This window comes from Streptomyces sp. NBC_01092 (genome assembly GCF_045039535.1).
In the GTDB taxonomy this organism is placed as follows: Bacteria; Actinomycetota; Actinomycetes; order Streptomycetales; family Streptomycetaceae; genus Streptomyces.
Map to the genome: position 1 here is coordinate 2,443,034 of NZ_CP108659.1, position 23,428 is coordinate 2,466,461.

The 23,428-nt window shown below is 71.5% G+C and carries 19 protein-coding genes; 14 read left to right on the top strand and 5 right to left on the bottom strand.

All coding sequences use genetic code 11. The annotated features are described in order from the left end of the window. The first annotated feature begins 26 nt into the window (after positions 1–26). The gene (locus tag OG254_RS10735; protein ID WP_405579944.1) at positions 27–1,169 is read left to right on the top strand and encodes a type ISP restriction/modification enzyme; all 1,143 of its coding nucleotides are present in this window, start codon (positions 27–29) and stop codon (positions 1,167–1,169) included. On the opposite strand, the gene OG254_RS10740 is transcribed toward OG254_RS10735, so the two are convergent. Then, positions 1,166–1,882 (bottom strand): TetR/AcrR family transcriptional regulator C-terminal domain-containing protein, encoded by a 717-nt coding sequence (locus OG254_RS10740; protein WP_405579947.1) that lies wholly within the window; start codon positions 1,880–1,882, stop codon positions 1,166–1,168. The two genes, OG254_RS10735 and OG254_RS10740, sit on opposite strands and share 4 nt — an antisense overlap. A gap of 63 nt (positions 1,883–1,945) precedes the next feature. Here OG254_RS10740 and OG254_RS10745 point away from each other — a divergent pair, with 63 nt between their 5' ends. Together OG254_RS10745 and OG254_RS10750 are read left to right on the top strand one after the other, a co-directional pair. After that, positions 1,946–2,884 carry an ATP-binding cassette domain-containing protein gene (locus tag OG254_RS10745; protein WP_405579949.1) on the top strand — a complete coding sequence of 313 codons (939 nt, stop codon included), beginning with the start codon at positions 1,946–1,948 and terminating at the stop codon, positions 2,882–2,884. Beyond that, positions 2,881–3,663 carry an ABC transporter permease gene (locus tag OG254_RS10750; protein WP_405579951.1) on the top strand — a complete coding sequence of 261 codons (783 nt, stop codon included), beginning with the start codon at positions 2,881–2,883 and terminating at the stop codon, positions 3,661–3,663. Before OG254_RS10745 ends, OG254_RS10750 begins: the two co-directional genes overlap by 4 nt. Before the next feature lie 242 nt (positions 3,664–3,905). Here OG254_RS10750 and OG254_RS10755 read toward each other — a convergent pair whose 3' ends face one another. From OG254_RS10755 to OG254_RS10765, 3 genes are all read right to left on the bottom strand, one after another. Next, positions 3,906–4,175, bottom strand: a complete 270-nt coding sequence (locus tag OG254_RS10755; protein ID WP_351199449.1) for a hypothetical protein — start codon at positions 4,173–4,175, stop codon at positions 3,906–3,908. A gap of 126 nt (positions 4,176–4,301) precedes the next feature. Beyond that, the gene (locus OG254_RS10760) at positions 4,302–5,120 is read right to left on the bottom strand and encodes an anti-sigma factor domain-containing protein (RefSeq protein WP_405579953.1); all 819 of its coding nucleotides are present in this window, start codon (positions 5,118–5,120) and stop codon (positions 4,302–4,304) included. Next, positions 5,117–5,659, bottom strand: coding sequence for a sigma-70 family RNA polymerase sigma factor (locus tag OG254_RS10765; protein ID WP_147996938.1), 543 nt, complete (start codon positions 5,657–5,659; stop codon positions 5,117–5,119). The genes OG254_RS10760 and OG254_RS10765 overlap by 4 nt, the downstream gene beginning before the upstream one ends. Positions 5,660–5,868: 209 nt before the next feature. Between OG254_RS10765 and OG254_RS10770 the strand changes: the two genes are divergently transcribed. From OG254_RS10770 to OG254_RS10785, 4 genes are all read left to right on the top strand, one after another. Continuing rightward, a complete protein-coding gene (locus tag OG254_RS10770) occupies positions 5,869–7,404 on the top strand; it encodes a DUF4331 domain-containing protein (protein WP_405579956.1) in 1,536 nt (511 codons plus the stop codon). Between the two features lie 143 nt (positions 7,405–7,547). Continuing rightward, positions 7,548–9,086 carry a tetratricopeptide repeat protein gene (locus OG254_RS10775; protein ID WP_405579958.1) on the top strand — a complete coding sequence of 513 codons (1,539 nt, stop codon included), beginning with the start codon at positions 7,548–7,550 and terminating at the stop codon, positions 9,084–9,086. Then, positions 9,083–10,795: a nickel transporter gene (locus OG254_RS10780; protein WP_405579960.1), complete on the top strand. Its 1,713-nt coding sequence runs from the start codon at positions 9,083–9,085 to the stop codon at positions 10,793–10,795. Before OG254_RS10775 ends, OG254_RS10780 begins: the two co-directional genes overlap by 4 nt. Positions 10,796–10,858: 63 nt before the next feature. Continuing rightward, positions 10,859–12,469, top strand: coding sequence for a protein kinase domain-containing protein (locus OG254_RS10785; RefSeq protein ID WP_405579963.1), 1,611 nt, complete (start codon positions 10,859–10,861; stop codon positions 12,467–12,469). Between the two features lie 21 nt (positions 12,470–12,490). Here OG254_RS10785 and OG254_RS10790 read toward each other — a convergent pair whose 3' ends face one another. Beyond that, a complete protein-coding gene (locus OG254_RS10790) occupies positions 12,491–13,300 on the bottom strand; it encodes an SGNH/GDSL hydrolase family protein (RefSeq protein WP_405579965.1) in 810 nt (269 codons plus the stop codon). 318 nt (positions 13,301–13,618) lie between these two features. On the opposite strand from OG254_RS10790, the gene OG254_RS10795 reads away from it, so the two are divergent. The 7 genes from OG254_RS10795 to OG254_RS10825 all read left to right on the top strand — a co-directional run bounded on the left by OG254_RS10795 (position 13,619) and on the right by OG254_RS10825 (position 23,419). Then, entirely contained in the window at positions 13,619–14,827 is a 1,209-nt protein-coding gene (locus OG254_RS10795) for a S8 family peptidase (protein ID WP_405579968.1), read from the top strand. A gap of 292 nt (positions 14,828–15,119) precedes the next feature. Then, positions 15,120–15,440 (top strand): hypothetical protein, encoded by a 321-nt coding sequence (locus OG254_RS10800; protein ID WP_405579971.1) that lies wholly within the window; start codon positions 15,120–15,122, stop codon positions 15,438–15,440. A gap of 1 nt (position 15,441) precedes the next feature. Continuing rightward, positions 15,442–16,539: a GNAT family N-acetyltransferase gene (locus tag OG254_RS10805; protein WP_405579974.1), complete on the top strand. Its 1,098-nt coding sequence runs from the start codon at positions 15,442–15,444 to the stop codon at positions 16,537–16,539. Positions 16,540–16,910: 371 nt separating this feature from the next. Then, entirely contained in the window at positions 16,911–17,774 is an 864-nt protein-coding gene (locus OG254_RS10810) for a glycosyltransferase family 2 protein (RefSeq protein ID WP_405579976.1), read from the top strand. Further along, positions 17,771–18,787 (top strand): glycosyltransferase family 2 protein, encoded by a 1,017-nt coding sequence (locus OG254_RS10815; RefSeq protein WP_405579979.1) that lies wholly within the window; start codon positions 17,771–17,773, stop codon positions 18,785–18,787. Before OG254_RS10810 ends, OG254_RS10815 begins: the two co-directional genes overlap by 4 nt. After that, positions 18,784–19,584, top strand: coding sequence for a polysaccharide deacetylase family protein (locus OG254_RS10820; RefSeq protein WP_405579981.1), 801 nt, complete (start codon positions 18,784–18,786; stop codon positions 19,582–19,584). Before OG254_RS10815 ends, OG254_RS10820 begins: the two co-directional genes overlap by 4 nt. Further along, the gene (locus OG254_RS10825) at positions 19,577–23,419 is read left to right on the top strand and encodes a lipopolysaccharide biosynthesis protein (protein ID WP_405579983.1); all 3,843 of its coding nucleotides are present in this window, start codon (positions 19,577–19,579) and stop codon (positions 23,417–23,419) included. The genes OG254_RS10820 and OG254_RS10825 overlap by 8 nt, the downstream gene beginning before the upstream one ends. Positions 23,420–23,428 lie beyond the last annotated feature (9 nt).

Sequence of the window (23,428 nt, forward strand, 5' to 3'; positions counted from 1 at the left end):
GCCCGCTGTCCGTGACAGGCTTTACGATGCCCAGCGTGACGCACGACGACGCTCCGCCGCTGGCGGACCTCATGCCGTGGTCCGTCGCACCGCCGCGGCTCGGCCGGGGGTGGCCGACGGGCCCCGACGCGGCGACCCTGAAGGCCCGCTGGGACGCCTTTGTGAAGGCCGAGGGCCCGGACCGGGAGGCCCTGCTGGAGCCGACGCGCTCGCGCACCCTGCACTCGGCGGTCGGCCAGCTGCCGGGCCATCCCACCGGCACGGAGAAGCTGATCCGCGCCACGGGCCCCTGCCCGGAGCCGGTACGCGTCCTGCACGCCCCCTTCGACGAGCAGTGGCTGATCCCCGACCACCGCCTGATCGACGCGGCCCGCCCCGAGCTGTGGCGGGTGATGGACGAGCACCAGATCTTCGTCCTGGAGTCGCCGGAGTCCCGTCTGCTGGCGACCTCCGTGCTCCCGCTGGTCCGCCCGGGACGCGTCCGCCCGCTGTACCGCCGCCCGGGCGGCACGGAACCCAACCTGTCGCCGGGTCTCCTGGAGCACCTCAGGGCCCGGCTCGACGGACCGGTCGAGCCGCTGGACCTCCTGGCCTGGACGCTGGCGGCCGTGCGCCCGGACCTCACCGTCCCCCTCACCGCCGACCCGGAACTCTGGGCGCGCGGCGTGGAGTCGGGCCGCCGCCTGCTGTGGCTGATGCGGCGCGACGGCGACCGCCCGAAGCTGCCCGGCGGCCGCCGCCCGTACGTTCGCGCGCCCCTCCCCTCCCGTCCGCAGACACTGGAGTACGACCGCGACGAGGAGGCCCTGCTGCTGGACGAGGGCCGCATCTCACCGGTCCCGCCGGAGGCGTGGGACTACGAGGTGGCCGGCGCGAAGGTGCTGGAGCAGTGGTTCACCGCCCGCGTCACGGACCCCGAGCCGGGCACCCTGGCGGCGATCCGCCCGGCGACCTGGCCGCAGGCGTGGACATCGGAACTGCTGGAACTGATCACGGTCCTGGCCCTGCTGGCGGAACTGCAGCCGCTCGACCAGGAGTTGACGTCGACGATCACCGCGACCGAGCTCCGCAGGGCCGGAGTCCTGCCGGTCCCGGACTCGACCCGCCGGCCGGCATCGGTGCTGGACGGCCACGAGGAGGGACCCGAGGGGCAACTCGCGCTGATCTAGCGCAGGCCGGGGTCGAAGGCGTCCAGTACCCGTTCGAGCGCCCGCCGGAACACCGCCTCCAGATCGATCGGCCCGCTGTCCTCCATGAAGGCCGCGGCCAGTCGCGGATAGGCGCCGGTTGCCACCTGGCCACCGAGGTAGGCGATCCGGACCGCGTTCTCCTCCTCCTCGGACCAGGGCATGGCCCGGGTGCGCTCGGCGGTGGCGATCTCGTTGGCGGTGTACGTCGTCACCACGCCGTTGAGCAGCGCGATCAGCTCCATCTTCACGCCGAACCGAACGTCGAGCGGTTCGAGACAGGCCAGGCAGTGCTCCAGATAGCGCAGGGTGTTGGGGCTGAAGCCGTACACCCCTGACATCAGCCGCGGCACCCAGGTGTGACGGTGCATGATCCCCCGCGTCTCCTGCGCGTTGCGGATCATGTCGGCACGCCAGTCGCCCGAAGGCTCCCGGATGTCGTGCTCGGCACCCACCGCGTCGATCATCAGCTCGTACAGGTCCTCCTTACGGGGGACGTAGTTGTACAGCGACATCGTCCCGCAGCCCAGCTCGGCCGCGACATGCCGCATGGACACGGCATCCAGCCCACCGGCGTCTGCGATCCGTACCGCCGCGGCCGCGATGTCCGCCCGCGTGAACGCGGGCCTGGGGCCACGCCCTGTCCGCTCGGGACGCGCCCAGATCACTTGGGGTTCGGCCGCCTTGCCCGCCATCGATCATCACCTCGACCACCATCCTAGTTACGTACACCGTACGTAGTGCGGTATGGTCAACCCATGACTTCTACGTACGCTGTACTTAGTGAAGGTCTGGAAAAGCGATTCGGCGAGGTCCACGCCCTGCGCGGACTCGATCTGGCCGTCGCGCAGGGCACCGTGTGCGGCCTCCTCGGCCCGAACGGCGCGGGGAAGACGACGGCCGTACGGCTCCTCACCACGCTCCTGCGACCGGACGGCGGCTCGGCCCGGGTCGCCGGGCACGATCTGCTCCGGGACCCGGCGGCCGTGCGCCGCAGCATCGGCGTCACCGGCCAGTACGCCTCGGTCGACGGCGACCTGACCGGCCGCGAGAACCTCCGGCTGTTCGCCCGGCTGCACCGGGTGCGCGGGCCGGCCGAGCGGGCCGACGAGCTCCTGGACCGCTTCGGACTGGCCGAGGCGGCCGACCGGCCGGCGTCCACGTACTCGGGCGGGATGCGCCGCCGCCTCGACCTCGCGGCGAGCCTCGTCCGCCGCCCCGACGTGCTGTTCCTGGACGAGCCCACGACCGGCCTCGACCCGGCCAGCCGCAACCGGATCTGGGACGCCGTACGGGAGCTGACCGCCGACGGCACGACGGTGCTGCTGACCACGCAGTATCTGGAGGAGGCCGACCAACTGGCCGACGACATCGCCCTGGTGGACCGGGGGCGGGTCGCGCACACGGGCTCGCCCGCCCAGTTCAAGGCGGCGGTCGGCGCACATGTCGAGGTCGTCGTCACCGAGGCGGACGTCATGGTGAAGGCGGCGGCCGTGCTGGATCAACTCACGGGCGCCGAGCCGTCGTTCGACCACGACCGGCGCGCCGTCGCCGCGGTCACCCGGGACGCCACGCTCACCCTGCCCCGTCTGGTGCGCGAACTCGACGTGGCGGGCGTGCCGTTGCTCGACGCGAGCCTCAAACCACCGACTCTCGACGATGTCTTCCTGCTACTCACCGAGGAGCGTGCGGCATGAGCACCCTGGCCTACGACGGCGGCGCCATGCTGGGCCGCCAGCTGCGGCGGATCCGCAACAACCCCGGGCTGCTGATCCTGACCCAGACCATGCCGATCACCATGCTGCTGTTCTTCGGCTACGTCTTCGGCAGTGCGCTCGCGATGCCCGGGGAGGAGTACCGGTCCTTCCTGGTGCCGGGGCTCCTGGTGGCGACCGCGGCCAACGGGATCATGACCGGGATGTTCCAGGCCGCCCAGGACACCCACCGCGGTGTGATGGACCGTCTGAGGACGCTGCCGATGAGCCGGGCCGCCGTACCGCTCGGGCAGGCGGCCGCGGACCTGATCGTGACGGCCGCCGGGACGGTGCCGTTCCTGCTGGTCGGGCTCGCGGTGGGGTGGCGGATCGAGGGGTCCGCGCTCGGAGCGGCGGGGGCCGTGGGGCTGTTGCTGCTGTTCCGGTTCGCGACGACGTGCATCGGGATCTTCCTGGGGCTGCTCACCCGGAACGAGGAGGCCGCCGGCCAGCTCGGCGGGGCGACCTTCCTCCTGCCGCTACTGTCCAATGCCTACATCCCGACCGACGGTCTGCCGGGCTGGCTGCGCACCGCGGCCGAGTGGAATCCGATCAGCGCGGTCACCACAGCGCTGCGGGACCTCTTCGGTAACGCTCCGGTGCCGGACGGCGCCGCCTGGCCGGTCGCCCACCCTGTCGCCGGGTCGCTGGCGTGGTGCGCGGTGCTGATCGCGGTGTTCGCGCCCCTCGCCGTGCGGCGATACGCGCGCGGCGAGGGCTGAGGACGGGAGCTCGGGGGGACCGCCTCGTCAACGTCGGTGCGCGACAGAGGCGTTACGCACGGGACGCGGGCCGGTGAACGGGGCGGGGTGGAGTTGGGGGACGTGCCCGCGCTCGGACAGCTCTCCGGGGCGCCGCTGCGTGCCGTGGGGATGACGGCGGCGACAGCGCTGTACGGCGCCGGGACCGGAGCGAGCTGCCGAGCGCGGGTCTCGTGCGGTGGCGCGAGGAACGCCGGTGCGGGTCAGCGCCCGCCGAACAGCGAACGCCGCAGCCGACGCAGCGGGGCGAAGAGCGAGACGCGACGCACTCGCGCACCCTGATCGCTGCGCTGCCCAGCGGTGTCACGCGTGGTCAGCTCGAGCATCAGCGAGGTCGCTTCGGCCGCCTCCGTCTGCGGTACGGCGGGACCGCCGAGCACCGACAGATGGCGGTCGAGGCGCGAACTGGTCGCGCTGCTCCCGCAGGTGATCGCAGGGACCCTGGCCCTGCTGCGCATCGTTATCTGATCCATGTCACTCCCCACCCGTACGAGTCCACCCGGCCCGGGCAGGCTAACCCTATCTCCCCGGTGGGGCACTCGTGTATCGCGGTCACAGGATTCACCTTCCCCGTAAGGGTGTTGACGACTCGTCCCTGATTACTCTCCGAATCCAACCGATTTCAGGGCGAGTTGGACAACTGGCTGGCTGGTGGGTTGCGGCGAACCCCCATCCGGCTCGACGGTCACAGCCAGTGACGTCGCCGACTTGTCGAGACCGGACGCGACCAAGGGCGTGTCGGCGTCGAAAAGGCCGAGGGAGCGTGGTTGCACATCGGGGCGCATCAACCAGAGCTGGTGCACCCGGCCGCCGGGCGGATCGCCGTATCCGCTCAGAGTGACGACGGCGCGCCCCGCCGATGCGGAGGCGACCACTCCGATCGTCCGGCCCTCGGCGTCCTCGCCGGTGCTCGCCCGGGCGTCGGGAGCCGCCAGAACGTTAGCGATCTCACTCGCCCGCTCCCGCTGGGCGTCCAGCTGATCCTGTGTCCGATCGGCCTGGACGGCGAAGAGGGAGGCGACGACGAGGGCCGCGGCGGCGGTGGCCGTGGCGAACGGCACGAAAAAGGGGCGCGTCCTGGGCGCACGGTTGCGCGGCGGCGGCTGGGTGCCCCACACATGCGGCGGCAACTGCGCCGCGTGCGCGCGCGCCGACTCCCGCCCGGGGGACTCCTGCGGAGTCGACCGTACGGCGGCCAGGACCCGGTCGCGCATCGCGGCCGGCGGCGCGGCGGCCGTCGACCAGGCGAGGCGTGCGGCGTCCTCGGACAGGGCACGTACCTCGGCAGCACAGATGGCGCAGGTCCTCAGGTGCTTCTCGAAGCGGTGCCTCTCGCCGGGCTCCAGGGCGTCGAGGGCGTAGGGCGCGGCCAGGGAGTGCAGGTCCTCGCGGCGCAGCAGGCGGTCGACGAAGCTCACGCGACACCTCCCAGGCACTTGCGCAGCTGGGTGAGTCCGTCGCGCATGCGGGTCTTGACCGTGCCCAGCGGCAGCGACAGCCGCTCGGCCACTTCACGGTACGTGTAGCCCTCGTAATAGGCGAGGGTGACCGACTGGCGCTGGAGGGCGGTGAGGCGTTCGAGACAGCGGCGCACCCACTCGCGTTCGAGGCCGGCCTCGACCTCCTCGGCGACATGGTCGAAGGCGGGGTGGTTCGCCCGCAGGGCCTCGCGCTGCTCGCGTTCGCCGGCCGCGCGGGCGCTGCGCACCCGGTCCACGGCGCGTCGGTGGGCGAGGGTGAGGATCCAGGACAGGGCGCTGCCCCGGCCCGGGTCGAACTTCGCCGCGGACCGCCACAGTTCGAGCAGCACCTCCTGCGAGACCTCCTCCGACTGGGCGGGGTCGCGCACCACACGCCGCACGAGCCCGTAGACCGGCCCGGAGACCAGCCCGTACAGCTCCTCGAAGGCCTTCTGGTCACCGCCCGCCACGAGCACCAGCAGCTCGTCCGCCTCCAACTCGTCTCCCCCTCCAGCCAGGCCGCATCTCGGCCGCCTTGTCCCACGAGGTATTCGCAACGAACACACCTCCGGATGGGGTTACGGATCAAAGAGCCGAAAACGCGGGTCGAGCAGCCGCGAAGTTTATTTTCGAGATCGACCAATCCGGCCCGCCCCCGGCTCCGAATCCCGGTGCGTCAGGCAAGTTGGCACTGAGGACGGACGGCATGACACCTAATTCCAGGAGCGGTGCGGGACGCAAGGGCCTCGCGACCCTCGTATGTGGTGCGCTGGCCGCCGGGGGGCTCGCAGCCGCCGGCGTCGCCGTGCTGGAACCGGGGGCGGCCTCCGCCTCCAGCCACCGCGAGGCCCCGCTGATCTCGGGGACCCCGCAGTACGACAACACGGACGTGTACGCGTTCGTCAGCCCGGACAAGCCGGACACGACGACGATCGTCGCGAACTGGATCCCCTTCGAGGAACCGGCCGGCGGACCGAACTTCTTCCAGTTCGCCGAGGACGCGCAGTACGACGTCCACATCGACAACAACGGTGACGCGCAGGGCGAGCTGCTCTACCGCTTCACCTTCGACACGCACGTCAAGAACAAGAAGACGTTCCTGTACAACACGGGTGCCGTCGAGAGTCTGGACGACCCCGACCTCAACATCACGCAGACGTACGACATCGAGCTCATCAAGCTGAAGAACCAGAAGCTCCTGTCGAAGACGAAGATCGCCAACGATGTGCCGGTGGCGCCGTCGAACGTGGGCAAGGCGTCCATGCCGGACTACGCCAAGCTGCGCGACCAGGCCGTGCACGAGCTGCACGGCGGCACGACGACCTTCGCCGGCCAGGCGGACGACCCGTTCTTCCTGGACCTGCGCGTCTTCGACCTCCTCTACGGCGGGAACCTCTCCGAGGTCGGCAACGACACGCTCAAGGGCTACAACGTCAACTCCATAGCCCTGCAGGTGCCGACGCACATGATCGCCGAGTCGGCCGACCAGCCGATCGTCGGCATCTGGTCGACGACGCAGCGCCAGAACGCCAAGGGCTACTACGAGCAGGTCTCGCGCCTGGGCAGCCCGCTGGTCAACGAGGTCGTCAACCCGATCAAGGACAAGGACAAGTTCAACGCGTCCGCGCCCTGGGAGGACGCCCAGTTCCTGAAGAACGTCACCAACCCCGAGCTGCCGAAGCTCATCGAGGCGATCTACAAGATCCCGGCGCCCAAGGAGCCGCGCAACGACCTGGTCGACGTCTTCCTCAAGGGCGTCAAGGGCCTCAACCAGCCGCCGCACGTGCGTCCGGCGGAGGAACTGCGCCTCAACACCTCCATCAAGCCGACCGCCGAGCCCAAGCGACTCGGTGTCCTCGACGGTGACAACGCGGGCTTCCCGAACGGCCGCCGCCTCACCGACGACGTGATCGACGCCTCCCTCCAGGTCGTCGAGGGTGAGCTGCTGGGCGCCAAGAACGACCTGGGCGACGCGGTCGACAAGAACGACAAGGACTTCGAGAAGGCCTTCCCGTACGTCGCCCTGCCGACCGAGGGTTCGCGCGGTCCGCTCGCCAAGGGCACCGAGAGCGGGACCGACGTCCGCAGCCAGATCGGCGACGCGCTCCAGCCGGCCGGCGCCTCCGGCGGCACCGACAACATGGCCCTGATCGCCGGTTCGGCGGGCGCCGGTGCGCTGGGAATCCTGCTGATCGGCGGGGCCCTGATGTGGTGGCGCCGGATGCGGGACCGGGCGTACTAGGCGCCCAGTGGGGGGTGGGGAACGGCGGTAGTTCCCCACCCCCCTTGGCCCATTGACTGGCGCGGCCCGCGAAGTACTCATCCCCCACGGCGCGGGCCGCGCCGTGCAACGACCGTTCCGGAGAACCCGATCGAGGAGAGGGCATGGCCCCGCGTACGAACGACAGCGCCCCGGAGAACGAGGACAACGGGGGCGACCTCTCAACGCCGGCCGGCATCAGCCGGCCTGTCTGGGGGTCCCCCCTCTGGGGGAGTTTGAGGACGAGGCCGTTCAGGCCGTTGGGGGTCCACGAGGCGGAGCCCACTGGCGGGGGCGAAACCCGGGTCGCCGCGTTGCGGCGTTTCGCCGCGGCCGGGCGGCGTCACCGGGCGCTGCATCTCGCCGGATGCGCCGCCCTGCTGGCCGTGGCCCTCACCGCCGGTTCCATCGCCCTCGGCGCGGCCCGCGACGACGCCGGCCAGAGCGTCGCCCCCGCCTCCGCCGCCGTCTCCCCCGGCCTCCTCGCAACCGGCGACCTGGACGCCGGCATCGCCTCCCTCCAGGCCCACCTCCGCGACCAGCCGAGGGACTTCGGCGGCTGGTCGACCCTCGGCCTGGCCTACGTCGAACAGGCCCGCACCAAGGGCGACCCCTCCCGCTACCCCCAGGCCGAGCAGGCTTTCAAGCACTCGCTCTCCCTCTCCCCCGACAACGACCAGGCCCTCGCCGGCCGCGCCGCCCTCGCCGCCGCCCGGCACGACTTCGAGGACGCCTTGAAGTACGCCGACCAGGCCCTGAAGGTGAACCCGTACAGCGAACGCGCCCTGTGCACCCGCGTCGACGCCCTGGTCGAGCTCGGCCGCTACGCCGACGCCGCCAAGGCCGCCGACACCGCAGACGACCGCCGCCCGGGCATCCCCGTCTTCACCCGGTACGCGTACGTGCGCGAACTGCGCGGCGACGTCCGCACGGCCGAGCGCGTGCTGGAGCAGGCGCTCTCCTCCGCCGTCTCCCCCGGCGACCTCGCGTACGTCGCCACCCAGCTGGGCCAGCTCGCCTGGAACCAGGGCGACTACGACACGGCCCTCACCCACTTCGCCCGCGCCCTCGCCGCCGACGAGAACTACGTCCCGGCGCTGGAGGGCCGTGCCCGCGCACAGGCCGCGAGCGGCGACAGGGCCGGCGCGCTCAAGGGCCTGAAGGACGTCGTCGCCCGCTACCCCCTGCCCGGCCCGCTCGTCGAACTCGGCGAGCTGTACGAGGCGGCCGGCGACCAGGTGAAGGCCGACGACCAGTACGCCCTCGTCGACGCCTGGACGGCCCTGGCCCGCGCCAACGGCGTCAACGCCGACCTCGACACGGCCCTCGCGGCGGCCGACCACGGCGACAAGGCGTCCGCGCTGCGGGCCGCCCGCGCCGAATGGGACCGCCGGCAGACCGTGCACACCGCGGACGCCCTCGCCTGGGCGCTGCACGTCAACGGCAAGGACGCCGAAGCCCTCCCCTACACCCGCAAGGCCACGGCCACCGGCTACCGCAACGCCGCGTTCCTCTACCACCGCGGCGTCATCGAGCGCGCCACGGGCAATGCCGAGAACGCCCGCGAGCACCTGGGGGCCGCGCTGAAGCTGAACCCCGGCTTCTCGCCGCTGGGCGCCCGGGAAGCCCGTACGGCACTCAAGGACCTGGAGGCGGCCAAGTGACTGCCCGTCGTCTGTTCGCCTCCGGCGCCGCCGTCCTGACGGCGGCCTGCGCGCTCGCGCTGTTCGCCTCCCCTCCCGCGAGCGCGCACCCCCTCGGCAACTTCACCGTCAACCGCTACGACGGCCTCGTCGTCGCCCCTGGCGAACTGCGCGTCCATCACGTCGAGGACCTCGCCGAGATCCCGGCGACGCAGGCCAAGCCCGACATCGAGAAGGCGGGCATGGCGGCGTGGGCCCGGCAGCGCTGCGAGAGCGCCGCGCGGGGCAGCGAGGTCACCGTGGACGGCCGTGGGGTCGATCTGGCGCTGCGGAGCAGCCACGCGCGCGTGCGGCCCGGTCAGGCGGGGCTCGACACGCTCCGGGTGGAGTGCCGGCTTTCGGCGCCGCTTTCCGAGGACGCCACGGCCGGCCTCGGCTTCCGGAGCGCGGGCGCGGAATCCGGCCCCGGCTGGCGGGAGATCACGGCTCGCGGCGACCGTATGACGCTCACCGCGTCGGACGTGCCGAAGCAATCGATCTCCGGCGAACTGACCAAGTACCCGGAGGAGTTGCTCTCCTCCCCGGCCGACACCTCGACCGCCTCCCTGCGTGTGCGCCCCGGCGGCCCGGCCCTCGCCGAGTCCGAGCAGGACGCGCCCGCCGCCTCGGTCCTGCCGCGCGGCGCCGACCGCTGGACGCGGGCCCTGGACGGCCTGGTCTCCCAGCACGACCTCACCCTCGGCTTCGGCGCGCTCGCCCTGCTCATCGCGGTCTTCCTGGGCGCGATGCACGCGCTCGCGCCGGGCCACGGCAAGACCATCATGGCCGCGGTCGCGACGGCACGCGGCGGCCGGGCACGCCTGAAGGACGTCATGCCCCTGGCCGCCTCGGTGACGGTCACCCACACCCTGGGCGTGGTCGCCCTGGGCCTGCTGATCACGGCCGGCTCGGCGGCGGCGCCCTCGGTGATCACCTGGCTGGGCATGGCGAGCGGCGCCCTGGTGATCGCGGCGGGCGCCACCCTCGTACGCCGGGCCTGGCACATCCGCCGGCACGGCTACGGGCACGGGCCCGCACCCGACCACTCGCACGACGACGACCACGACCATCCGCACGGCGGCCCCGGACACAGCCACGCGCACGACCACGACGACCACGCTCACGAACACCCCCACGAGACGGACCACGCTCACGACCGCCAACCTGTCCTCGTCGCCGCACACACCCACACCCCCGCGCAGGCTCCGGCGCCCGCACGTGCCCACACCCACTCGCACGCCCCCACGCGCGAGCACGCGCACCCCCACGCCCCGCAAGGGCACACCCACAAGCACGGCCTGCTCACCCACACCCACGGCGGCTTCACCCACACCCACTCCACCGCCCCCACCCTGCGCGGCACGATCCTCCTCGGCTTCGCCGGTGGGCTCGTGCCCAGCCCCTCCGCGGTCGTCGTGCTCGTCGGCGCGGCGGCGCTCGGCAAGGCGTGGTTCGGGCTGCTGCTCGTCGTGGCGTACGGCGTCGGGCTCGCCCTGACCCTCACCGCGGCCGGGTTCGCGGTCGTCAAGCTGGGTACGGGGGTCACGCGGGTACTGGACAAGCGCCCCCGCTGGACCGCCCACCCGGTCACGACCTTCCTGCGCAGGACCGCCCCGCTGGCCTCCGCGCTCCTGGTCGTGCTGCTCGGGGCGGGATTGGTGTTCAAGGGGGCGGCATCCGTACTCGGCTGAGCTACTTTTGGGAAGAAACAGCACGGAGTGGAGATTTCGCACGGATGCGAATGGGGGACGCCCGTGTCCGAAGAACACGGCAGTGAACGCGTGATCGCGGGCCGCTACCGCCTCCTGTCCCCGCTCGGCGAGGGCGGCATGGGCACCGTGTGGCGGGCCCGCGACGAGGTGCTGCACCGCGAGGTGGCCGTCAAGGAGGTGCGCGCGCCGCACGGACTGCCGGCCTCGGAGGTCGAGCGGATGTACGCCCGGCTGGAGCGGGAGGCGTGGGCGGCGGCCCGGGTCGCCAACCGCAATGTCGTCACGGTGTACGACGTGGCCACGCAGGACGGCCGGCCCTGGATCGTCATGGAGCTGGTCCGCGGCATCTCGCTGGCCGAGCTGCTGGACGCCGAGGGCCCGCTCACCGCGCAGCGCGCCGCGCACATCGGCGCCGAGGTGCTGTCCGCGCTGCGGGCCGCGCACGAGGCCGGGGTGCTGCACCGGGACGTGAAACCGGCCAATGTGCTGCTGTCGAACGACGGCCGGGTCGTCCTGACCGACTTCGGTATCGCGATGGTCGAGGGCAGTTCCGCGCTGACCATGACCGGCGAGGTCATCGGCTCCCCGGAGTTCCTCGCGCCGGAGCGCGCGCTGGGCCGCACGCCCGGCCCGGAGTCCGACCTGTGGTCCCTCGGCGTGCTCCTGTACGCGGCCGTGGAGGGCAATTCGCCGTTCCGTCAGGACACCCCGCTGAGCACCCTGCGCGCGATCGTCGACGACGAGCTGCCCCCGCCCCACCGGGCCGGTCCGCTCGCCCCCGTCATCGAGGGGCTGCTGCGCAAGGACCCGGCCGAGCGGCTGCCGGCCCAGCAGGCGGAGCAGGACCTGCGGATCATCGGCGCGGGCGGGACGCTGCGCGCGGACCCCCTGCGGTCGACCCCGTACACCCCGACCGTCGCGGGGATCCCGGGGCCGTCGCAGACCGCCCCGACGGCCCCGGTCCCCTCACCCGGGCCGACCCGGCCGGTCACCCCGGGCCCGTCGACGGCCCCCGTGCGCCCTGAGCGCAACCGCCGCGCCGCCCTCACCCTGATCGCGGGCATCGCCGTCCTCGCGCTGGCCGTGGCGGGGCTGACGTACGCCCTCCTCAACCGTGGGGACGGCGGCGGCAAGGCGAGCGGCGACGAGACCACCAGCCAGACCGGTGGCGGGACTCCACCGACCAAGACCGAGGAGGAGAACACCTCCGGCGGGGCCGAGAGCCCGACACCGAGTCCGAGCCGAACGAGCGCTCCCGCGCCGCAGTCCGTGAAGGTGACGCTGACGGGCTCGAATCTGGAGTACTCCGGGGCGTGTCCGCCGCCGAGCGGTGAGGCGCCCGCCTTCACGGCGACGTTCACGGTGGGGCGTTTGCCGGCCGAGGTCAGCTATCGCTGGGTGTCCGCGGACGGCCAGGTGATGGACCAGGGCTGGAAGACCCTGTCGTTCCCGGAGGGCGGCGGGCGCACGAAGCAGGACCGGGCGTTCGTGACGACGTACGACGAGAGCGGGACCTTCGAGAACGAGATCAGTGTCGAGGTCCGCGACCCTGTGGAGACGAAGTCCAACTCGGTGCCGTTCTCGGTGACATGTGCGACGGAGACCCCGACGGGCGGGGTCTCGCAGACGCCTACCGCTTCGCCGACCTCGTAGGAGAGCCGGCCCGGCGGGGTCTCAGGCCGCGCTGTTCAGTACCGGGAGATATCCACTCGACTGGCCCGCGACCGTCGGGTGGTACGACTCGGGGATGTTGAGCCAGTTGACGGAGTGCATCCACGAGCTGCCGGAGCAGAGCTCGTGCCCGGTGAAGGCGGGACGCACGTCGGCGAAGGTGAACCCGTGGTTCAGGGCGCGCTTCTCGGTCGCGGTGTCGATGTGGTCGGCGGCTTCGTTGAGCGCCTTGCGCTTGGTCTCGGACAGGCCGAGGCACCCCGACGCACCCAGCTTGTAGAAGCGGGGATAGCCGAGCACGACCACGTGGGCGGACGGGGCTTTGGACCGGATGGCCGAGTAGACGGTGTCGAGCCGGCCGGGCAGCGTCGAGTCGACGAACGCCTTGGCGGTGTTGATGCGGGAGACGCAGGCGCTGTCGGACTGGAGCACACAGGTCGTCATGATGTCGGCGAAACCGGCGTCGTTGCCGCCGATCGAGACGGACACCAGTGCGGTTGCGGAGTTGAGCGGACCGAGCTGACTGGCGGTCACATCACCCGTTTGAGCGCCCGAGCAAGCCGTGAAGTCGAACGACGAGGGTGAATTCGCGGCGGCCCACAGGTACGGGTACGCCTTCGTGCTGCGCTTGCAGTCGCCGCTGGAGCCGATGTAGCTGCCCGCGCCGAGGCCCGAGGAGTAGGAGTCGCCGAGCGCCACGTACCCGCCGATTGCGGCGGTGTCGGCGGCCTGCGCGGTGGCTGCCCCGGTGAGGGCGGTGCCGACGGCGAGGAGGAGTGAGGCGACGTATACGGAAAGTCGGGAACGTCTCATGGAACCTCCCTATAGCAGGATCTCTGCTGTAACCGTCGTACCAACTACGCGTGTTGACGGGAAGTGTCCATGCCAAGACTTTTCCGGGCATCGCGGCACTCGACCTATGGGTTCACCATGAGATTGATTTCGTGTTCATGACAGGCTTGTTGACAGACCGTCAACTCCCTTGTCCGTCACCGCCGGACCACAGATCCTTTACCTCGGCCCGGTAACGGGAACGCGACGTTCCGAGGCCGTGCCCGCGATCACGCGCGCACCCCCCACAGACGCGCGCCCCACCAGGGCGCGCGCCGCCTAGAGGAGGACTCCCTCGTAATGGCACAACTGCGTAGCAACAAGCTCCGGCTCGCCGCGATAACCAGCCTGGCGACCGCCGCCCTGGTCGGTGGACTCACGTCCCTCCCCGCCCACGCCGCCCCGGCCGAGGGCAAGGTCCTGGCCGCCGGCTCCCCCACGGCGGTCAAGGACAGCTACATCGTCACGCTCGACAAGAGCGCGGGCCTCAAGGCCTCCTCGGCCGCCGGCAAGGACCTGGTCGAGGAGTACGGCGGCACGGTGAAGAAGACGTTCGCCAAGGCGCTGAACGGCTACACCGCCACCCTCTCCGCGACCGAGGCCAGACAGCTCGCCGCCGACCCGGCCGTGGCCTCCGTCGAGCAGAACCAGCGCGTCCAGGTGGCCGACACCACGCAGACCAGCGCCCCTTGGGGCCTGGACCGCATCGACCAGGCCGCCCTCCCGCTCTCGGGCACCTACACCTACCCGGACAGCGCGGGCAGCGGTGTGACGGCGTACGTCATCGACACCGGCGTACGCATCACCCACCAGCAGATCAGCGGCCGTGCCAGCTATGGCTACGACGCCGTCGACGGCGACACCACCGCCTCCGACGGCAACGGCCACGGCACCCATGTGGCCACCACCATCGCGGGCTCGACCTACGGTGTCGCCAAGAACGCGAAGATCGTGGCGGTGCGCGTGCTCGACAACGCGGGCTCCGGCACCACCGCGGGCGTGATCGCGGGCATCGACTGGGTGACCAACAACCACTCCGGTCCCTCGGTCGCCAACCTGTCGCTCGGCGGCGGCGCCTCCACCACGCTGGACACGGCCGTGCGCAACTCCATCGCCAGCGGCGTGACCTACGCCGTCGCGGCCGGCAACAGCAACGCCAACGCCTCCTCGTACTCCCCGGCCCGGGTCACCGAGGCGATCACCGTCGGCGCCACCACCAGCTCGGACGCGCGGGCCAGCTACTCGAACTACGGCTCGGTGCTGGACATCTTCGCCCCCGGCTCCTCGATCACGGCCGGCTGGTACACCAGCGACACCGCGACGAACACCATCTCCGGTACGTCGATGGCCACCCCGCACGTCGCGGGCGCGGCCGCCGTCTACCTGGCGAGCCACACCTCGGCCACCCCGGCCGCGGTCGCCTCGGCCCTGACGTCCGGCGCCACCTCCAACGTCGTCACCAGCCCCGGCAGCGGCTCGCCGAACCGGCTGCTGAAGCTCGTGCCGTGACGCACCTGAGCACCACCTGAACCACCGGTCCCCGCAGGCCCCACGCCTGCGGGGGCCGCGTGCGCGGGCGCGTGAAACGAACAGATGTCAAGAGGCCGTTCGCATCTTGACGGCCGACGCGGCACTGAGCCACATTGAAGCCCGGCATCCGGCGCTTCAGGGGGCAAAGTCGCCAATGCAGACCTTACGTATCAAGACAGCTTCATCCAGAGCCGAGGCTCAGGACGGCGAGAGAGCGCGACCAGGACCGGGGAGGGACCTGACGCCGCTGCTCGCGGGCGCGGCGACGGCTGTGGGGGGAATCGGCGCGGTCCTCGCGCTCGTCGACTCGGGGTCGCCGCTGCGCGGCCCCTTCACGCTGTTCTTCCTGCTCGCCGCGCCGGCCGGCGCCATCGCCGCCGCACTGCGCGGGCTGGAACCCTTCGGCCGGACCGTGGCCTCGGTTGCGGGCGCGGTCGTCGTCAACATGCTGGTGACCCAGGGCATGCTCGCCGTGCACCAGTGGTCCGTACCCGGCGGGATCGTGGCCGTGACCTCGATCAGCGCCCTGATTCTCCTGCTGGTTCTGCTGCGGCGGCTGCGCGGCCGTACGACGCGAAGGCGGACTGACTGACGTGGACATCAGTGTGTACCGCCCCGGGGAGCTCAGCTCCGCCGACCGGGCGGCATGGACATCGATGCAGTCCAAGGCGCATCTCCAGGGCTCACCCGAGCTGGGCAACCCGTTCCTGTCACCGGAGTTCGCGCTCGCCGTCGGCCGCTGCCGGCGCGGGGTGCGGATAGCGGTCGTACGGGAGGGCGGCGAGCCGGCCGCGTTCTTCCCGTTCCAGCGGACGGCGTCCGGCGTCGGCCGGGCCATCGGGCTCGGTGTCTCCGACGCCCAGGGCGTCGTGCACCGGCCCGGGTTCGGCTGGGACGCCCGGGAGCTGCTGAAGGCGTGCGGGCTCTCCGTATGGGAGTTCGACCACCTGGTGGAGGGCCAGGCGGCGTTCGAGGCGGATACCTCCGGCACCTTCCCGTCCCCGGTCATGGACGTCGACCAGGGGTACGAGGCGTATCTCGCCCAACTCCAGGCCGAGTCACCGAAGTTCACCAGGACGACACTCGCCAAGGAGCGCAAGCTCGGCCGGGACCACGACGGCGTGCGGTATGTGCACGACGAGCGCGATCCGGCGGCGCTGCGCACGCTGATGGCCTGGAAGTCGGCGCAGTACCGCAGGACCGGGCGCAGCGACCGGTTCGCGCACGCGTGGATCACCCTGCTGGTGGACCAGCTGTTCCACACCCGCTCCGAGCCGTTCGCGGGGATCCTGTCGGTGCTGTACGCGGACGGCAAGCCGATAGCAGCGCACTTCGGGCTGCGCACCGAGCGGGTGCTGGCCTGCTGGTTCCCGGCGTACGACCCGGCGTTCTCGAAGTACTCGCCGGGCCTGGTCCTGCATCTGCGCATGGCCGAGGCGGCCGCCGCCGACGGCATCGCGTACCTCGATCTCGGCCGGGGCCAGAAGGAGTACAAGGACTCCCTGAAGACACGCGAGCTGATGGTGTCGGAGGGGTGGGTGACCAGGCGTCACCCGGTCGCGTTCGGACACCGGGCACGGCGTGCCCCGCTCCGGGCGCTGCGCAACACCGTGCAGACACGGCCGGAGCTGTTCGAGCCGGCGGACCGGCTCCTCAAACGTATGGGGAAGATCCGCTCGGTACGTGGGTAACTCCGGTCAAAACCAACAAAAACGTGAGGGCTCGTTCCAGCTCTTGCCATACAGGCTCAATCGTCAATACCGTCGTACATCTCACCCGCATCGGACGGTCGGCAGCGGCTCTAGGGGAGGGCTCAAGGACCGCGACGGTCCCGGCGCGGGGCGCGGTAGGGGGGTGCTCGGTGAAGGTGTCCGCACTTGCGACCGAGTCGTGCCGCGCGACCGGCTGCCGCTCTTCGGGTGGTCGGCCAGAAATGCCAGCTCACTTCACACGTACGGTGATCCGTTCCGCCGTTCCGTGAGTGAGAACCCCCCTTTCGAACCGGATACATAACCGGGCCGCCCAGGGGCGGGCGGTCCACCGGACGAGAGGGACCCGACTCATGAGTTCTGTTCTGCGCCCGGCTGTCGCGGATCAAGATCCGTCACCGGTCGGCAAATACCGGCCCATCTCCACGCACCTGGCCATCGCGCCACCGGTCAGCGTGGTGATCCCGGCCATGAACGAGGCAGAGAATCTGCCGTACGTCTTCAAGACACTGCCGGACTGGATACACGAAGTGGTCCTGGTCGACGGCAACTCCACCGACAACACCGTCGAAGTGGCCCGTGAGCTGTGGCCGGACGTGAAGGTCGTGCGCCAGCGCGGCAAGGGCAAGGGGGATGCCCTGATCACCGGGTTCGAGGCGGCCCGCGGCGACATCATCGTGATGGTCGACGCGGACGGCTCGGCCGACGGCCAGGAGATCGTCAGTTACGTCTCCGCCCTGGTCTCGGGCGCGGACTTCGCCAAGGGGTCCCGCTTCGCCAACGGCGGCGGCACCGACGACATGACCTTCATCCGCAAGCTCGGCAACTGGGCCCTGTGCACGGCCGTCAACCGCAAGTTCGGCGCCCGCTACACCGATCTCTGCTACGGATACAACGCGTTCTGGCGGCACTGCCTGGACAAGATCGAGCTCGACTGCACGGGCTTCGAGGTGGAGACCCTGATGAACATCCGGGTCGTCAAGGCGGGGCTGAAGGTGCAGGAGATACCCAGCCACGAGTACCTCCGGATCCACGGCACGAGCAATCTGCGGGCCGTGCGGGACGGGCTGAGGGTGCTCAAGGTAATCCTCCAGGAGCGCTCCAACCGGCGTGACCTGCGCCGCCGCACCGCCGCGGCGCACTCCCCGATGCTCGACTCGGTGCCGTCGGTCCAGCCGGCTCACCCCGTTCACTCGGTGCGGGGAGAGGCGTCTTGAGCGGTCCCGACATCTCCGTCGTGATCTGCGTGTACACCGAGGACCGCTGGGAGGACATCCTCGCGGCGGTCTCCTCGGTGCGTGCGCAGTCGTGTCCGGCCCTGGAGACGCTGCTGGTCGTCGACCACAACGCGGCGCTCCTGGACCGGCTGGCCAAGGAGTACAAGGAAGCGACCGATGTGCGGGTGCTCGCCAACGCGGGCCCCCGCGGCCTGTCCGCCGGCCGCAACACCGGCATCGCGGCGTCGTACGGCGAGGTGATCGCGTTCCTCGACGACGACGCCGTGGCCGAGCGCGACTGGCTGCGGCACTTCGCGGCCGGGTACGCCGACCCGCGCGTCATGGCCGTCGGCGGGCGCACCGAGCCGATCTGGGCGTCGGGGCGCCGCCCTGACTGGTTCCCGGAGGAGTTCGACTGGGTCGTCGGCTGCACCTACCGGGGCCTGCCGCGCGGCCGGGTCAAGGTGCGCAACGTCCTGGGCGGCAACGCCTCCTTCCGGCGTACGGCGTTCGACTTCGCGGGCGGTTTCGCCACCGGCATCGGGCGCGACGGCGACCGGCTGCCGCTGGGCTGCGAGGAGACGGAGCTGTGCATCCGGCTCACCCGGGCCAAGCCCGACGCGGTCCTGCTGATCGACGACCGCGCGGTGATCCATCACCGGGTGCCCGGACCGCGCGAGCACTTCCGGTACTTCCGCACGCGCACCTACGCCGAGGGCCTGTCGAAGGCGCTGGTGACCCGAAGTGTCGGCGCCGACAAGGGACTTGAGTCCGAGCGCCGGTACACCACCCGGGTCCTGCCGGCCGGGGTGGCGCGCGGACTGCGCGATGCCGTACTGGCCCGGCGGGGCGGTGCGGGACGGGCCGGCGCGATCGTCGCGGGGGTGCTGACGGCGGCCGGTGGGTACGTGGTCGGCAGTGTCCGCGTGCGCCGGGGCGGCGTTACGTACTCGGTGGCGGGGATCGAGGGGCAAGCCGTCGTCGAACCGGGAGTCGAGGGGGGCAGCAGATGACCGACGCGCGGGTACCGATCCTGATGTACCACGCCGTCTCCACCTCGCCGAACGACGCCACCCGCGAGCTGTCGGTGGCGCCGGAGGCCTTCGCGGAGCAGATGGCGCTGATCGGCGATCTCGGTCTCACGCCCGTGCGGACGGCCGATCTCGCGGCACGCTGGCGCTCCGGAAAGCCGCTGCCCGAGCGGCCGGTGCTGGTCACCTTCGACGACGGCTACGAGGGCGTGCACCGGCACGCGCTGCCCGTGCTCGCCAAGCACGGCTTCGCGGCCACGGTGTTCGTCTCCACGGGCTGGCTGAGGGGCCCGCATGACATGGGCGGCGGCCTGGACACCATGCTCGACTGGGACCAGGTCCGTGAACTCGCCGAGGCGGACGTCGAGATCGGCGGCCACAGCCACACGCACCCGCAGCTCGACCAGCTCCCGGACGGCAGGCTGCGCTCCGAGCTGATCCTGTGCAAGGAGATCATCTCGGACCGGCTGGGCACCGTCCCGGCCTCGTTCGCCTATCCGTACGGCTACTCCAGCCGCCGGGTGCGCGAGGCGGTGCGCGAGACCGGGTTCGCCCAGGCGCTCGCCGTCAACAACGGGCTCGCGCGGCGCCGGCAGGGGCCGTACGCCCTGACCCGGCTCACCGTGCGCCGCACCACCGGCATCGAGGAGTTCCGGCGGATGGTCGAGGGCCGCGCGATCGCCCGCACCTTCGCCAGGGACCGCGCCCTCACCAAGGGGTACGCAGTGGTCCGCAGAGCCCGACAGGTCCGCCGGAAGGCCATCCGTTCCCGTGTCTGACACGACGACCACGACCGAGCCCGCATCGACCGACGCGACGGCGCCCGAGCAGTCGGGGCGCCGCCTTCGCCTGCCCGGCCTGGGCAGGTCCTCCGGAGGCAGCCAGCTGTTCCGCAACGCCTACGCCCTGATGATCAACACCGGCGTCTCCGCGGTGCTGGGGCTCGGCTACTGGCTGGCCGCCGCCCGCTACTACTCCGAGTCCGCGGTCGGCCAGGGATCCGCCGCGATCGCCGCGATGAAGTTCCTCGCGGGGCTCACCGCGGTGACACTGACCGGCGCACTGGCCCGCTTCATCCCGGTTGCGGGGCGCAGGAGCGGCCGGCTGATCTTCCGGACGTACGCGGGCAGTTGTGTGATCGTGGCGCTGGCCGCGGGCGTCTTCCTGATGACGCTGGATCTGTGGGGGCCGTCGTACCGGTTCCTGAGCGGGACGACGGCCGGGCTCTTCTTCGTCGTGGCCGTCGTCGCCTGGAACCTGCTCACACTCCAGGACGGGGTGCTGACCGGGCTGCGCAGCGCGGTGTGGGTGCCGGTCGGCAACACCGTGTTCTCCGCGGTCAAGCTGGGTCTGCTGGTGGCCTTCGCGGTGGCGATCCCGACCGCCGGTGTCTTCGTCTCGTGGGTCGCGGCCATCGCGGTGTCGGTGCTGCCGCTGGGCTGGCTGGTGTTCCGGCGCCTGGTGCCGCGGCATGTGAAGGCGACCGAGGACCGCATCGATCCGCCGTCCCTGAGGGAGATCGGGAAGTTCCTGGCGGGCGACTACACCGGTTCGCTGTTCTCGCTCGCCGTGGTCTATCTGATCCCGGTGATCGTGGCCGCGCAGGTCTCCTCCGAGAACAACGCGTACTTCTACATCACGGCCACCATCGGCGGCACCGTCAACCTGCTCGCCATCAACATGGGCGCCTCCCTCACGGTCGAGGGCTCGCACGACCCCGGAAGGCTGGCCGCCAACACCCGTGCGGCGCTCAAGCGCATGGCGCGGATCATGCTGCCGGTCGCCACGATCCTGTTCTTCGGGGCGCCCTGGATCCTGGGCGTGTTCGGCGCCGGCTACGCGGACGCGGCGACCCCGCTGCTGCGCTGGTTCGCGCTCGGCGCGCTGCTGCGGGTCGTCATGGAGACGTACTTCGCGGTCCTGCGCGCGCAGAGCCGCACGGCCGGACTGGCGTGGCTGCAGGGCCTGTTGTGCACGCTGGTGCTCGGCCTGACGCTGGTGCTGCTCCCCCGCATGGGCCTGACCGGCGCCGGCGTCGCCGAGATCGCGTCCCTGTCGGTGATCGTCGCGATCGCCGCGCCCAAGCTGTACCGGACGGTGCGGGCGACCTCGGCCGAGGTGCCCGAGGACGCGGCTCCCGACGGCGACCTCGCCGACCTGGGGGCGCGCGAGGTGCCGGAGGGGACGCGCAAGCGGGGGCCCGCCTGGGCGCTGGACACCGACACCCTCGCGCTGGGCATCCATGTCGACTTCGACCACCTGGAACGCCGGCCCGACGTCCGCCCGGGACCGGGGACGCCGCCCACGGGCACGCCGCGGATCCGGCCGGAGCACCGCCCGACCTGGGCCCGCACGCCGGAGTTCGGTCTGCCGGTGGAGGAGCGCCCGGCGTCGACGGAGCCCGCCGAGGTGGACGCCCCGTTCGAGTCCGACTTCGACGCGGGCAAGGGCGAGGCGGCCGAACCGGAGGAGCGCGAGGAGGCTGTCGTACCCGAGGAGGCCGTCGTACGGCAGGAGGCCGCCGTACGGGAAGAGCCGCCCATGCACGAGGAGCCCGTACGGCGGCCCGTCGCACCCGGGCCGACCTGGCGCGAGCGGCTGCAGCCGACCCGTCTCGGGGTGATCCTCGGCTGTCTGCTGATCGCCGCGCTGCTGCTGTACTGGGTGCCGGCGCTGCGGCTCGGCGAGAGCGACCTGGACGGCATGGGCGGGCTCGGGCTGATCTCGGTGCTGCCGCCGCCGACGCTGCTGGGGGCCGCGCTGCTGGCGGTGACGTTCGCCTCGCTGCTGTGGCTGGGCCGCGAGCACCGGGCGCTGCTGCTGGTCACGCTGCTCGCGACGGTCGTGTCGCTGCACGCCCTGCCCGCGCTGATCGAGACCGAGCCGCGGTTCGCGACGGCCTGGCAGCACCTGGGCTTCCTCGACTACATCGACCGCACCGGGTCGGCGGTGCCCGACCTGGACGCGCGCTGGAGCTGGCCGGGCTTCTTCGCGGTGGCCGCGTTCGCCGCGAAGGCGTGCGGGGTCAGCGACCTGACCGAGGTCATCCGCTGGTGGCCGCCGGCGATGCAACTGCTGTATCTGGTCCCGATGTTCCTGCTGGTGCGCCACATGCGGGCGAGCTGGCGGGCCAAGTGGACCGGCATCTGGGTCTTCGTGCTCAGCGGCTGGGTGGGCCAGGACTACTTCTCGCCGCAGGGCTTCACGTATCTGCTGTATCTCGTCTTCGCGGCGATCCTGCTGGTCTGGTTCCGCGCGCCGCGGGTGATCTGGACGAAGTGGCGGCCCGGCGAGCTGGAGGTCGAGCCGACGGACCGGCGCCAGCGGGCCGTCCTGCTGCTGGTCGTGACCGGCCTGTTCGCGGCGAGCGTCCCGGCGCACCAGCTCACGCCGTTCGTGATGCTGGGCGTGCTCACCGCGCTCGTCCTGATCGGCAAGTCGGAACTGCGCGGCCTGCCCATCCTGTTCGGCGTCATCGTGACGGTCTGGATCGGCTTCCTGGCCGAGCCGTACTGGTCGGGCCACTTCGACGAACTCTTCGGCGGGGTCGGCGGCGTCGGCGGCAATGTGTCGTCGTCGGTGTCGGGCCGTATCGAGGGCGGCAGCTCCACGCACAAGCTCGTGCTGTACACGCGGGTGCTGCTGGCCGGCGGTGTGATGGCGTTCGCCTGCTGGGGCTGGTGGCGCCGGCGCTTCCACCACTACCGGGAGCGCTCGCTGCTCGTCCTCACCTTCGTGCCGTTCCTGGGCTTCGGCATGCAGTCGTACGGCGGTGAGATGGCCCTGCGGGTCTTCATGTTCGCCCTGCCCGGCGCGGCCCTGCTGACCGGTCTCGCCTTCTTCCCGCGCACCGGCGTCACCGCCAAGGAGCGCGACAAGGACCGGGTGAGCCTCGCCCCGCTGGCCGCGCTGATGGCGGGCCTGGTCCTCATGGGCGGCTTCCTGGTGGCCCGCTGGGGCAACGAGCCGTTCGAGCGGGTCCGGCCCGGCGAGGTCGCCGCCATGGAGTACGTGTACGCCCATGACGCTCCGAGCCTCAGGCTGCTGTGGCTGAGCAGCGACCCGGTCAACGACGTGACGCCGGCGATGCCGTGGGGCTCGCGGGACATGGAGAAGGTCTCGTACCTTCCGACGCAGGCGCCGGCCGACCCGGTGCTGGTGTCGGGCCTGGTGAAGGCGCTGAAGGACGCGGGCCCGAACTCGTACCTGATGATCAACCGGGGTCAGGTCACCTATCTCCGGCTGGACGTGGGCTATTCGGCGACCTGGGAGACGCGGCTGCTGCGGAACCTGGACAAGCGGCAGGAGCTGAGGAAGGTCTTCGTCAACGCCGACGTGACGATGTACGCGCTGCGCAAACAGCCGGCGGGCGAGGTGCCGAAGGCCGATCCCGGGCCCATCGGACCGCAGGTGACATGGACGCCGTGGTCGGTGGTCGGGGGGCTCGCGGCGATCGCGCTGATCGTGCTCCTGATGGCCCGCGAGATCGTCCGGGTGGCGATGGCGCCGAGCGTGCGGCAGTTGCGGTGGCTGCAGAGCACCTTCTGGTTCTCGCTGCCGCTCCTTGCGGTGTTGCTGGCCTCGTTGGTGCAGCGGTTCCTGACGATCAAGTGAGGGCGGAGG